Source organism: Methylomusa anaerophila, from assembly GCF_003966895.1.
Classification (GTDB): Bacteria; Bacillota; Negativicutes; order Sporomusales; family Sporomusaceae; genus Methylomusa; species Methylomusa anaerophila.
On record NZ_AP018449.1, the window covers coordinates 1,495,170 to 1,508,156 of the forward strand.

The window sequence follows — 12,987 nt, forward strand, 5'->3', positions numbered from 1 at the left end:
GGGTACGCACCAGCCGATGCGGTTAGGTCTGACTTTTCCTTACGGCTGGATATGCCAAATGCTGTTGGCATATTCGGTAATGGTGCGGTCGCTGGAAAACCGGCCGGAGCGGGCAATGTTCGCGGCCGCCGCCTGCCAGCGGGCGGGGTTGTCGCGGAACAGGCGGTCAATCCTGGCCTGCGCTTCCAGGTAGGCGGCGAAGTCCTGCAGTTCGAGAAAGGCGCCGCCCGGGTGCAGCAAGTAGTCGTACAGCGGCCGGAATTCGTCGCCAAAGACGGGCAGGCTGCCGTCAATGAGTTGATTTACACAATTTCTCACCCGTTCGTCCTGGTTATAGATGGTTAAGGGTTGCATTGGGTGAACAATCCCCGGTTCAATACTACTTGGAAAACAAGCTCCAAGGAGCTGTTTTATATCAAACTACACGGAAAGGAGCTTAACTTATCTTTTTTGTTTCCGTGTCTTGACATTGGGGGGCACTACAAAGAGACAATAAAAATAATGAAAGCAATTAATTCACTATTAGATGATAGAGTGAAATTATCAGAAGGTTTTGGATATTGCTCGTAGAGAGTCATTCTGCACTTTAGAAGTTGATTAAGTCGAACGAGTGGATAACGGCATTATTCTCTTGCGACTTACACCAACGATGACTTGTTAGTCATCTTCATCAATCAACCATAGAATAGCTAGTACACATACAGCGGTAACTGTATACCACAATGCTGATAAACAATCGAAATATTGAAACATGGCGGACACCTCTTTCAAGAACTTGATTATTATCGCATATTATATCTAAATTGCATTCGCCGCTGTCAACGGACCTTAAATATGGAAAAAAGGTTGCCGCGGTTTAGTTGAATCAAGATTATTTAACAACCAATAATGATCCCGGATAAAGCCAAAATGCCAAGTTGTACAACAAAACCCATAGGACTATTCGTCAGAACCAGTCCGACGGCAACGCCGATAATGCCAAGTGGCGCTGTAAGCAGCGTCAGAATCATTTTGGGTAGGCTTTACAGTTGCATCATTAAGAGGTTTGATAATGGGAATGTAATAAAGAGACAGCGTATGTAGCAAGAGTCAAGGTATAATAGTCAGTACCGAAATTTCATTTTTGGTACTGATAGTCGGAAGGGGTACTTTAAAATCGCGTGCCTGCGCGATTTTAAAATACCAACATATAGGATATGCTACACTAGGCTTTTCTTGGTAGCAATCCATTGACAATAATATCTGACATAGCGGCTAGGGCATCCGGGGCGGTCATGTTGCTTGCAGAGAGAAAATGGTAAGAGAATAAATCATTTGTAGTGCTGACAATAAGTTGACGGAGTACTTTTGTATTGATGGGCCGGATCGCATTATTTTCGATACCTTGAACAATAAGGAATAAAAATCGCTCTTGTCGTTCTTCTTTAAATTTTTCTACTATCCGAAATTCTTTGGGATAATAGAGCTGGAGGTCATCCTGCAGTCGATAATTGTTGATAGGGCCAAATACCGTTGGTGCTACTTTGAGTAAAGTGGGTATTTTTTCGGCAAAAGTTAATTCAGAATTATTGTAGATTGCTTCTTCCTGTTCTTGAATATCTTGAATTACTGTAATTAAGATATTTTGAACCAGTTCGCTTTTAGAGGAAAAGTGTTCGTATAAAGATGTTTTACTGACATTCAGCCGTTTGGCAAGATCACTCATTGTAAACTTGACGCCACGAACATTCATTTCCTCAAATGCCGCCATTAGAATACGGTTACGCAAAAATTTCACCTCGATTTCCTGGTACCGATTTGACAAAGTTAGTACAGGCATTCTGGCGTTATATTATTCCATTTTTCTTCATATGTCAATAATAAATTTACTGACTTTTATGCCGCTGATGCAGGTAAAGTGGCGGTGAAGGATCCGAAGGCCGGGCTGACATTGGCTGAGATGCAGGCTGTAAATGACTGCTATCATAGCCAAGAATGTATTTTCCAATTATATCAGACGAATATGATAACTATATGTCATATTCGTCTGATATAATAGAGGCCGGTTGCGATAGTAAGCCAGGCAGGAAGCGCATCGGCGGTCAAAGGACATCCGCAGCTTGTTAGACAGCGGCTTTGCCGGTCAGAGAAGTGCTTTTCCTGATGCGGTGGCGGACTTTCCCTTACGGATGGATATGCCAAATGCCGTTGGCATATTCGGTAATGGTGCGGTCGCTGGAGAACCGGCCGGAACGGGCAATGTTCGTGGCCGCCGCCTGCCAGCGGGCGGGGTTGTCGTGGAACAGGCGGTCAATCCTGGTCTGCGCTTCCAGGTAGGCGGCGAAGTCCTGCAGTTCGAGAAAGGCGCCGCCCGGATGCAGCAAATAGTCGTACAGCGGCCGGAATTCGTCGCCAAAGACGGGCAGGCTGCCGTCAATGAGTTGATTTACACAATTTCTCACCCGTTCGTCCTGGTTATAGATGGTTAAGGGATTGCAGCGGCCCGTTTGATAGCAGGCCGCCGTCTCCCCGGCGGTGAGGCCGAAGATGACAATGTTCTCATCGCCTACGGCTTCCCGGATTTCCACATTGGCGCCGTCCAGGGTGCCGACCGTTATCGCGCCGTTCATCATGAATTTCATATTGCCGGTGCCGGAGGCTTCCTTGCCGGCGGTGGAAATCTGCTCGCTGATATCGGCGGCGGGAATAATCCGTTCGGCCAACGACACATTGTAGTTTTCCAGAAATATCACTTTGAGCTTATCCTGAATGGCGGTATCGTTGTTGATTTGTTTGGACAGGGTAACGATCAGCTGGATTATTTTTTTGGCCAGGTAGTAACCGGGCGCCGCTTTGCCGGCAAAGATAAAGGTGCGGGGCAGAATGTCCAGACCGGGATTGGCCTTTAACCGCTGGTAGAGTTCCATAATCCGCAGCGCGTTTAGGAGCTGGCGTTTGTAGGCGTGGATGCGTTTGACCTGTACGTCGAACAGGGAATGAGGGTCAAGGGCCAGACGGTACTTGTTAAAAATATAGTTGGCCAGGGCTTCTTTCCGCTCCTGTTTCACAGCCGCCAGTTTTTGCTGGAAGGCGGTGTCCGCGGCAAAGGGCAGCAGCTTTTCCAAATCATTGGGCCGTTGCAGCCAGCCGGGACCGATGGTATCGGTGATTAATCCGGCCAGGCCGGGATTGGCGGAAAGCAGCCAGCGGCGGTGGGTAATACCATTGGTTTTGTTGTTGAATTTCTGCGGTGTATGCTGATAAAACCGGCTAAAAAGATCGCTTTGGAGGATTTGGCTGTGCAGTTCGGCTACGCCGTTGACGCTGTGACTGCCGACGATGGCCAGATGAGCCATCTTGACAAAGCAGTCGCCAATGACGGCCATGGCGGCAATGCGGCCCCAGTCGCCGGGGTAGCGCTGCCACAATTGGGCGCAGAAGCGTTCGTTGATTTCATGGATGATTTCATAGATGCGGGGCAGCAGGCTTTGGATCTGGCCAACAGGCCATTTTTCCAAAGCTTCCGGCAAGACGGTGTGGTTGGTGTAGGAAATGGTATGGGTTGTGATGTCCCAGGCCTTGTCCCAGCCCAGGCCTTCTTCGTCCATGAGAATGCGCATCAGTTCGGGAATGGCCAAAGCCGGATGGGTGTCGTTAATATGGATGGCGATCTGGTCGGCCAGGTGCGACAGATCAGGGCCCTGCTTGCGCTTGATATGGCGGACAATGCTTTGCAGCCCGGCCGAAACCAGAAAATACTCCTGCACGAGGCGTAGCTGGCGGCCCTCCTCATAACGGTCGTCAGGATACAGAATTTGCGAAATGGATTCCACCCAGCTTTTATATTCCAGCAGTTTGCGGTAATCATCAGGACCGAAGCTGGAATAATTCACGTTGAATCCGTCCCGCACCTCGGCGCTCCATAAGCGCAGGGTATTGACGGTCCGGTTGTCAAAGCCGATGACCGGGATATCATAAGGGACGGCCTTGACACCCCCCAGCGGCGGACCGAATTTTACCAAAACGGCTTTGCCGGCTTTGCGGTATTCCCAGATATTCAGCTCCTTCAGCCAAGTATCCGGTTTTTCCACCTGCATGCCGTCGACAATGGCCTGTTCAAACAGGCCGTAGGTATAGCGGATGCCGCAGCCGTGGCCAGGCAGACCGAGGGAAGCCAGGGAATCGAGAAAGCAGGCGGCCAACCGTCCCAGCCCGCCGTTGCCGAGGCCGGCGTCCTGTTCGGCGTTCGTCAGTTCGGTATAGTCGATGCCAAGCTCGGCAAGGGCTTCCCGCCAGACTTCCCGGATGTCGAGATTGCGTAAATTGGTGTCCAGCAGGCGTCCCGGTAAAAATTCAATGGAGAAATAGTACACTTGTTTTTGCCTTTGATTGTCATAGCGGCGGGTGGTATCCACCCAGCTCTGGCCGATGTAATCGCGGACCAGACTGGCCAGCGCGGCGTATTTGTCCGCAGCCGAGGCTTCCTCCAAGCTCGCTCCTGTCAGCGTTAACAACCGTTTCGGCAGGGCCGTTTTGCACTCATCTTTGGTTAACAATTCACTCGCCTCCCTTAATAAATAAACACTCAAATTCTTTTTTCCCTTGTTCCTTATGACTGCAGGCGGCGGTAGACGGCCAGATAGCCGTCCACCGAACGCCGCCAGCTGTGATCGGACTTCATCGCGTTTTTGACTAGGCTGTGCCAGGTTTCCCTGTGATGATAAAGGATGACGGCCTGCCGCAGGGCCGCTAAGAATTCCCTGGAATTGGCGCTGTCAAAAACAAAGCCGGTGCCGGCGCCGGTCGCTTCATTAAAGGGAATGACCGTATCTTTCAGGCCGCCGGTGGCGCGGACCAGGGGCACGCTGCCATACCGCATGGCTACTAACTGGCTGGTGCCGCACGGTTCCGATAAGGACGGCTGGAGATAGAGGTCGCTGCCGGCATAAATCCGGTGGGCCATACCTTCATCAAAGTAGGTTTGGACGTACAGCCGGTCGGGGTACTGGTGAGCGATTGCCCGGAGCAGCGTTTCATAGCGTTCCTCGCCAGTGCTCATGATGACCCATTGCGCGTTATAATCCATCATAACGGGAAGGGATTCCAGCAGAATATCCAGACCTTTGGCCGGAACCAGGCGGGATACCATGCTCATGAGGGGAATGTCCGGCTGGACCGGCAGGCCGGACAATTCTTGCAGCTTCGTTTTATTCTGCTGTTTGTGTTGCACGGACTGCCAGGTGTAGGGCGTGTCAATCAGCGGATCGCCGCCGGGGTTGTAGGTGTCATAATCAATGCCGTTTACGATGCCGGTCAGGTCGGCCTGCCGCTCTCTGAGGATGCCGTCCAGGCCCCGGCCGCCTTCGGGGGTGGTGATTTCCCAGGCATAGCTGGGACTGACGGTCGTCAGGGCGTCGGCAAAGACAATGCCGGCCTTCAAATAACTAACGGTGCCGTAGAACTCCAGTCGGTCGCTGGTGAAGTAGTAAGTGTTATCCAGTTCCAGCAGATCGGTCAACACGGAGCGGTCAAAGCAGCCCTGGTACTCGATGTTGTGGATGGTTAGCACCGTTTTCAGCCGGGAATAGGAGGCCAGACCGGCGTAACCGGCCTTCAGCAGCAGCGGCAGGATGGCGGTGTGCCAGTCGTGGCAATGCAAAATGTGCGGCGCAAAGTCAAGATGGGGCAGCGCTTCCAGGACCGCCCGGCAAAAGTAGGCGAACCGTTCGGCGTCATCCGGCCAGCCATAGAGCCCCTGACGGTTAAAATAGTAGTCGTTGTCCACGAAATAAAAGATCACGCCGTCGTATTCAAGGCGCCAGAGGCGGCAGGGCTGTTTGCGCCAGCCAAGTTTGACGTCAAAGCTTGAGAGCGGCGTCATTGCCTGCGCTAAAGACGGCGGGATGGCGCTGAACTTAGGAAGAATGACCCGCGCTTCCACGCCCTGCCGCCTGAGTTCCCGGGGCAACGAACCAATTACATCGCCCATACCGCCGGACTTGACAAAGGGAAAGCTTTCTGTCGCCAGGAAGAGAACCGGTTTCATTGGAATCACCTGCGCTTTCTTTTTATTTTTATATACGAAATATATGGATTTTTTAGTAATCATGTATCAAAAAAACATACTGTCAGCATGTCAATGCAGTGGGCAAGTTTCAGCCTGGAATTGCATATCCTTAGCAGGGATGCAGGTGCTATGGAAATTCAAAATGCCATGCCACATGATCTTGACATAATCTACAGGCAGATTGGCTTTAAAATCACCGCTTTCGATACCGGCCTCAAGAATGAGGTGCATGCACCGGAAAGACCGCTCAAGATAGTTTTGAATGATGGGCTGACCATAGTCTGTGGGATGGATCAATTCGCTGAACAACAATTGCGACAACAGCGGCGGCTGCCAAAAGTTGTTTGGGGGTATTATGTTGTTCTAACAAGACAACGCCACCTTTATTCTTGGTATAGGTAATAGATAGGCTAATCCATAGTGACCGGGGCTTCTACAGGGCTGTTTGCGGGTTGATCCGGCTGGGCTTTATACCAGGCTGCATACATGGTGGGAAAAACCAGCAGGGTCAGAAGCGTTGCCACAATCAGGCCGGCGGCAATTGCCACAGCCATTGGTCCCCAGAAAACACTGAAAACCAATGGGATCATAGCCAGCACTGCGGCTGCCGCCGTCAGCATGATGGGGCGGAAACGGTGAATTGTCGCGTTGATAATGGCGTTCCAGGTAGAGTCGCCGGCTTTTAACTGCAAATCAATTTGATCAATTAAAATCACTGAGTTACGGATAATGATGCCGGACAAAGCCAAAATGCCCAGTTGCACCACAAATCCCATGGCTTTTCCGGTTAATAATAATCCGGTGCTGACACCGATCAGGCCAAGGGGAGCGGTTAAAAGGGTAAGGATCATTTTGGGAATACTTTGCAGTTGCAGCATCAGGAGCGTGATGATGATTAAAATCATAACCGGTACGAGACCAAGTAATGCTTTTGAACTATTGGCACTGTTTTCCGTCGGTCCGCCGATGTCGATGCTGTAGCCGGGCGGCAGGCTGGCGCGTAAATCCTGAAGGGCAGCATATGTCTGAGTAGTTGCATCATTACCGGTAATGCCGGGAGCCGCATTGGCCTGTACGGTAATCGTCGGTTTTAAGTTGCGCCGCCAGATGAGCCCCTCTTCCGCATCATAGCTAATCTTGGCAATTTGGTCAAGCGGTACAAATTTGCCGTTGCCGATATGAATATTCATGTTTTGTATATTGGCAAGATTGTTCCGGTCGGCAGGAGAAATGCGAAACACCATGTCCACGGTTTTGTCCTTTTCCCGGAATTGGGCAATTGGGGTTCCCGAAAGCTGGGCCTGCAGGGAGTTAGCCAGTGTCTGGGTATTCAGACCGAGCAAGCGGGCCTTATCCTGATCGATGGTCAGATGCATGACTTTGTTTTTCTCATTCCAATCCAGATTAATATTCAGGAGATCCGGATTGGCGACCATGGTGCTACGTACTGTTTCGGCAATTTCGCGAACCTTTTCATGGTCATAACCGCTGACCCTGAGCATGACGGGATAGGCGCTGGGGGGACCCGTTTGCAGGATTTTAATATTTCCCAGTACATTGTCAAAGTCTGTTTTAAGCAACTGATCGATTTTGCCGGCCAGCGCGATGCGGGTATCTATGTCCTTGGCGACAATGACAAACTCGGCAAAGTTGCTTTTATTGAAGGCGGGATCAAAAGGCAGGACAAAACGGGGAGCGCCTTTTCCCACATAGTAGCTGTAGTTGACAATCGTGGGATCGTCCTTAAGGCGGCCGGCAAAATCTTTGGCGACCGCTTCCGTTGCCTTCAGGGAAGAGCCTTCCGGGAGGGTAAGATCAACAATGAGCTCCGGGCGGGTTGAGGGCGGAAAGAACTCCTTCTTAACCAGTCCCAATAATGGTATGGAGGCAACAAAGCAAACCGCTGTTACCCCGAGTACGATTGTCCGGTGCTGCAGGCACCAGACCAGCAGTCTTTTGAATTTGCGATAAAATTTTGTATCGTAGATATTGATATTATGGTCGTGTTCGTTGCCGGCCGGCTTGACTTTGACTAAAGCATAACCGAATAACGGGGTTACTGTTGCGGCTACAATCCAGGATATGAGCAAGGCCAGTGTGACCACGGCAAAAATACTTCCGGTCATTTCCGATGCATTGCCTTTGGAAAAACCGACAGGAATGAAGCCCGCGCAAGTGATTAATGTGCCGGTGAGCATGGGAAAAGCAGTTACCGTATAGGCATAACTGGCAGCGCGAAACCGGTCCCAGCCCAGCTCCAGTTTGACGACCATCATTTCGATAGCGATCATCGCATCATCCACCAGTAATCCCAGGGCGATGATAAGGGCTCCCAATGAAATTTTCTGCAGGTCGACACCCAGGATTTCCATGCCCACGAAAACGGCGGCAATCACCAGCGGGATGGCAAGAGCAACCACCAGGCCGGAACGCACCCCCAGGCTGATAAAGCTGACGATTAACACAATGATAATGGCTTCCGCCAGCGATTCGATAAATTCGTTAATCGAACTTTCCACCACTTTCGGTTGATTCGCCACCTGATGAATTTCCAGGCCAAAAGGCAGCTCCGTTTGAATTTGCTGGATGGCTGAGTCCAAATGTTTGCCAAGGGTTAGAATGTTGCCGCCTTTTTCCATGGATAGCTGCAAGCCGATAGCCGGATGACCGTTGTAGTAAAAGGCTGGGTCTTCCGGCTGGGCATAGCTGCGGATAACTTTGGCAATGTCCCCCAAACGGAAGGTACGGTCGTTGCTCCGGATGGGCAGGTTGCGAATGGCGTCCGGATCTTCAAACATACCGCTGACCCGCAGGTACACATTATCGGTTGCCGTTTCCAGCATGCCGGCAGCGGCCATGGCATTTTGGGCCTGAATGGTGGAAGTGATGAGGCCGGGGTCAATGCCCAGCTGCGACAGTTTGCTGTTTTCCATTTCGATATAAATTTTCTCGGTTTGCACACCGATCAGATCGACTTTTCTTACATTCGGCACTCCCAGGAGAATGCGGCGGATTTTTTCCCCTTTTTCCCGCATTTCTTCAAAAGAATAGCCATCACCGGTCAAGGCGTAAATGCAGCCGAATACATCGTCAAAACGGTCATTGAAAAAAGGGCCGGCCACCCCGTCCGGCAAGGTGCCTTTTATGTCGTTAACCATATTGCGGACTTCCAGCCAGGTTGGCCGGACGTCTTTGGCGGGAATACTTTCTTTTAAGGTAACATAGATGAGGGACTGCCCCGGGCGGGAGTAGCTTTTGATATAGTCGAGTCCGGGTGTGTCCTGCAGCTTTTTTTCGATTTTATCGGTGACTTGTTCTTCTACCTGCCGTGCCGTGGCCCCGGGCCACGAAACGCTGACGATCATTTGCTTGATGATGAAGTCAGGATCTTCCATGCGCCCCAGGTTTTGATAAGAAAAAAAACCGGCGATTATCGTGACTGCAATAAAAAAGTACATGAGCTGTTTATGATTCAGAGCCCATTCGCTAAGATTCATTTTCTCATTGAACTTCATCGCTTTTCACCGGTTACAGTAACCTTTTGCCCTTCCCGCAGTTTGTGTACGCCGGCTGTCACAATGATGTCGCCGGGCTGGAGGCCCTCGCTGACTTCGATTTTGTCATCCATAAAGGAGCCTGTTTTGATCGGCTGTAAGTGCACCGTATTATCGGCAACGAGCCATACGGACGGAGTTTGCCCGTTCTGGAAGACTGCCGTAAGCGGAATATAGAAAGAGACGCTGTCCGGCGTACTTTTTGCCACAGCCACCGATGCCGTCATGCCCAGTTTCATTGCCGGCGGCGGCTCAAGCAGGCTGATGCGTACTTTGTAAGTACGGGATATTTTATCAGCCATAGGGGCAATTTCCCGGATGCTGCCGTCCACAGAAACGTCCGGCAGGGCCCAAAAGGTTATTTTGATTTGTGTTGCCTGGCGTAACTCATTGAGACGGTTTTCGGGAACGTTGATTTCAACTTCCCGTTCGCCGTCGCGAACGACGGTAACAACCGTTTGTCCGGCGCTTACCACCTGTCCGGCTTCCACGCTGATTGCCGAAACCACACCGGCGGCATCGGCATAGAGCTGGCTGTAATCCACTTGATTTGCTGTCTGAGCATACTGCGCCGAAGCCTGTTGAACAGCGGCGGCAGCAGAGTCGTACGCCGTTACGTATTGGTCATACTGAGCCCGGCTGATGGCCCCTTGTTCATATAATTGACGGTACCGTTCCAGATTGCTCGCCGCCAGGCGCAACTGGGACTGGGTGGAATAGACCTGGGCGGAAGAACTGCTGGCTGCCTGGGTCAGGTCTTTGGGGTCAATGACCATGAGTACATCGCCGGGGTTTACAGGACTGCCCAGATCAACGTTGCGTTTGATAATTTTGCCGTTTACCTGAAAGGCCAGCTGGCTTTCATACCGGCCCCGCACTTCCCCGGCGTAGGAATAGAATTTGGATGTACTGTCGGGCTCGATGACAGCAACGCGGACCTGAGGTGCGTCCTGGACAACGGGCTGGGGGCGGGCGGCATGTTGCCACAGCATTCCGGCTGCGGCTGATAAGATGATTATAACTGCGGCTATGTAATATAGTTTTTTGGTGCTGGGTTTTCGCATGATCTCTCTCCTTTTTTGTAAAAGTTATTTATAGTAACGCATTAAATTTTAGCGTGCAGAGGCTTCAGGCAAACTAATAGCGTTGTATCGGTGTTGTATGGTAGCAGAAAGTTTTTAAATGCGGGGTTATTTATATAACTTTGGGACAATGAAAAAAATTGTAAAATTAAAACGCTTGTTTTAATCTGGGTAAAAAAAGAAAAAAGAGACTTATACGTCGGCAATCAGAAGTCCCTGCAGCAGATAATCGCTGATATGGGCAATATAGTAATCGTATTTGTCATCCCGGTTGGGAAGTAGGTTACCGGAAAAGTTCGGGTTAAGGAAGGCAAGCTGGATCATGCCGTAGATGGCCAGGGCAACGCAGCCGGGATCGGTATCCGGACGAAAATATCCCTGGGAAACTCCTTCCTGGATGATAGACTGCAGGAAAAATTGCAGTCGTTCGATGGGTTCTTTGATGGCTTCAAAGCAGCAGGTGGGGTTATTTATTTCATTGAAAATAAGCTTAAGGGTATAAGGCGAGCGTTGGTGCACGGCGGCAATCGCCTGAATGGCACGCTTTAACTTTTGTACAGGGGAGTCCTGCATGCTGCCTATAGAAGCGGCCAGTGCCAGGTTTCTTGCAAATTGTTTCTTTAATATGGCGGTATACAGTCCTTCTTTGCCGTTAAAATAGTAGGAAAGCGCGCCGACATTGCCGATATTTGCAGCGTCAAGCAACTCGCGGACGGAGACGCCGGCAAAGCCCTTGTCGGCGAAAAGCGGAATGGCGGCTTCCATGATCCGGTCAGCTGTATCAAGTCCGGTAAGATATTTATGCTTCAAAATTGTGGTCCTCCGATGAAGAAGTCAAATTAAAACATTCGTTTTAATTGTTTAGCTTTATTATAAGCCCGGCTGCCGTTTTTGTCCAGATGAAATAACTAAATGCAGGGAAATAATAGACCATAATCTCAATAAGCAATTAAAGCAATTATTTGAAGCGGTTCAGGCGGCGGGGACCTAAATGCATTAAATGATACGGTGTTTTGTCAGATATGGTGTATAATAATGCTGGTGATAAAGCGGAGGAATATGAATTTTATTCCGTATATTATTTGGGAAGGTGGCGGTGAAGTCGGCGGAATTATTGAAAAACATCTATACCGAAAATTTCTTGTTGGGCTTTGGCAAGAAGGTCCTGGCTGTTTATGGCATTTTTGATACTGCGGCATTTATTGCTTCTGTTATGAATGAAACCTGGGAGGAGCTTCCCCTTAAAGCACGGACGCGGCGAATTTCCGAAAGGCTGGGGACTTTTTTGCCAAGCCGTTACGAAACCGCACTGGACATTTTATTGGCAATTGCCGATACCTGTGTAGGTTTTCCCTATCTGTTCTTTCCGGATTTTGTGGCCGTATACGGCCGGGCGGAAAAGCATTGGGAACTTTCCATGACCGCGCTGGAGAACTTTACCCAGAAATCATCCTCGGAATTTGCTATTAGGCCGTTTATCCTATCCAATCCGGAACGGGCAATGGGCCAAATGACCCTATGGGCGGAGCATCCGAATGAGCATATCCGGCGGTTGGCCAGCGAGGGATGCCGGCCCCGGCTTCCCTGGGGAGAAGCGCTGCCTATGTTTAAGAAGAATCCTGAACCGGTATTGTCCATTTTAGAACTTTTAAAAGCAGATCCCTCGCTGTATGTGCGCAAAAGTGTTGCCAACAACCTCAACGATATTGCCAAAGATAATCCTTCGCTTGTACTGGAAACGGTACGTCGCTGGATAGGTAAAAACCCCGGCACGGACTGGATTATACGGCAGGGTTGCCGCACATTGATCCGCAGAGCAAATCCCGAAGCTATGAAACTATTCGGTTACACGAGTCCAACAGATGAATTCCGGTTTATCACTCGCGCTTCCTTATCGGCACAACCCGTTGTGCTAACACTGGGCGAAAGCTGTGAGCTTCAATACAGCCTGGAAATACGGGAGGGCGAACCGGTGCATATTCGTATTGAATATGGGATCGATTTCATTAAGGCAAGGGGACAGACATCGCGTAAATCATTCCTGTTGTCTGATAAAACAGTAGCCGGCGGTAGCAATATTGCCGGGACACGGACTCATAACTGGTCGGATATGACAACTCGCCGGCATTATCCCGGGAACCATCGGATTGTGCTTTTAGTCAACGGGCAAGAAGTCGCTTATACAGTACTGAAACTCAAAATCCCACAAGTATTAGATTGAACCAATCTTAATTATCGGGATACCCCTTAAAAAGAATAAAGGGTTTGTAAATAATCTTAGGAACAAAGTGAAGAAATATCCCTA

9 protein-coding genes and 1 pseudogene are annotated in these 12,987 nt (G+C 50.1%); 2 read left to right on the top strand and 8 right to left on the bottom strand.

The genetic code is table 11. The features are described from left to right. Window positions 1-39: 39 nt before the first annotated feature. The 5 genes and pseudogenes from MAMMFC1_RS22865 to glgA all read right to left on the bottom strand — a co-directional run bounded on the left by MAMMFC1_RS22865 (window position 40) and on the right by glgA (window position 6,088). The gene (locus tag MAMMFC1_RS22865) at window positions 40-354 is read right to left on the bottom strand and encodes a glycogen/starch/alpha-glucan phosphorylase (RefSeq protein ID WP_126307511.1); all 315 of its coding nucleotides are present in this window, start codon (window positions 352-354) and stop codon (window positions 40-42) included. A 530-nt stretch (window positions 355-884) separates the two neighbouring features. Continuing rightward, window positions 885-1,022: pseudogene (locus MAMMFC1_RS21685) on the bottom strand (efflux RND transporter permease subunit); the annotation flags it as partial. Between the two features lie 182 nt (window positions 1,023-1,204). After that, window positions 1,205-1,750 carry a TetR/AcrR family transcriptional regulator gene (locus MAMMFC1_RS06550; protein WP_232035709.1) on the bottom strand — a complete coding sequence of 182 codons (546 nt, stop codon included), beginning with the start codon at window positions 1,748-1,750 and terminating at the stop codon, window positions 1,205-1,207. Window positions 1,751-2,162: 412 nt separating this feature from the next. Next, entirely contained in the window at window positions 2,163-4,535 is a 2,373-nt protein-coding gene (locus MAMMFC1_RS06555; protein ID WP_126307515.1) for a glycogen/starch/alpha-glucan phosphorylase, read from the bottom strand. Window positions 4,536-4,588: 53 nt separating this feature from the next. Next, complete coding sequence (gene glgA, locus MAMMFC1_RS06560) at window positions 4,589-6,088, bottom strand: glycogen synthase GlgA (RefSeq protein WP_232035710.1); 1,500 nt, start codon at window positions 6,086-6,088, stop codon at window positions 4,589-4,591. A gap of 24 nt (window positions 6,089-6,112) precedes the next feature. Here glgA and MAMMFC1_RS06565 point away from each other — a divergent pair, with 24 nt between their 5' ends. Further along, window positions 6,113-6,448, top strand: a complete 336-nt coding sequence (locus MAMMFC1_RS06565; RefSeq protein WP_145987618.1) for a hypothetical protein — start codon at window positions 6,113-6,115, stop codon at window positions 6,446-6,448. A gap of 8 nt (window positions 6,449-6,456) precedes the next feature. On the opposite strand, the gene MAMMFC1_RS06570 is transcribed toward MAMMFC1_RS06565, so the two are convergent. The 3 genes from MAMMFC1_RS06570 to MAMMFC1_RS06580 form a co-directional block, all read right to left on the bottom strand. Beyond that, entirely contained in the window at window positions 6,457-9,543 is a 3,087-nt protein-coding gene (locus MAMMFC1_RS06570; protein WP_232035711.1) for an efflux RND transporter permease subunit, read from the bottom strand. A 14-nt stretch (window positions 9,544-9,557) separates the two neighbouring features. Beyond that, window positions 9,558-10,664, bottom strand: coding sequence for an efflux RND transporter periplasmic adaptor subunit (locus tag MAMMFC1_RS06575; RefSeq protein ID WP_126307522.1), 1,107 nt, complete (start codon window positions 10,662-10,664; stop codon window positions 9,558-9,560). A 210-nt stretch (window positions 10,665-10,874) separates the two neighbouring features. Further along, complete coding sequence (locus tag MAMMFC1_RS06580) at window positions 10,875-11,492, bottom strand: TetR/AcrR family transcriptional regulator (protein ID WP_126307524.1); 618 nt, start codon at window positions 11,490-11,492, stop codon at window positions 10,875-10,877. A 280-nt stretch (window positions 11,493-11,772) separates the two neighbouring features. Between MAMMFC1_RS06580 and MAMMFC1_RS06585 the strand changes: the two genes are divergently transcribed. Further along, entirely contained in the window at window positions 11,773-12,903 is a 1,131-nt protein-coding gene (locus MAMMFC1_RS06585; protein WP_232035712.1) for a DNA alkylation repair protein, read from the top strand. The last annotated feature ends 84 nt before the right edge of the window (window positions 12,904-12,987 follow it).

What these genes read in the sequence shown, in the direction of transcription:
- MAMMFC1_RS22865 (WP_126307511.1), bottom strand. Translation starts at nt 354, where the DNA reads ATGCAACCCTTAACCATCTATAACCAGGACGAACGGGTGAGAAATTGT.
- MAMMFC1_RS06550 (WP_232035709.1), bottom strand. Translation starts at nt 1,750, where the DNA reads ATGGCGGCATTTGAGGAAATGAATGTTCGTGGCGTCAAGTTTACAATG.
- glgA (WP_232035710.1), bottom strand. Translation starts at nt 6,088, where the DNA reads ATGATTACTAAAAAATCCATATATTTCGTATATAAAAATAAAAAGAAA.
- MAMMFC1_RS06565 (WP_145987618.1), top strand. Translation starts at nt 6,113, where the DNA reads ATGTCAATGCAGTGGGCAAGTTTCAGCCTGGAATTGCATATCCTTAGC.
- MAMMFC1_RS06570 (WP_232035711.1), bottom strand. Translation starts at nt 9,543, where the DNA reads ATGAATCTTAGCGAATGGGCTCTGAATCATAAACAGCTCATGTACTTT.
- MAMMFC1_RS06575 (WP_126307522.1), bottom strand. Translation starts at nt 10,664, where the DNA reads ATGCGAAAACCCAGCACCAAAAAACTATATTACATAGCCGCAGTTATA.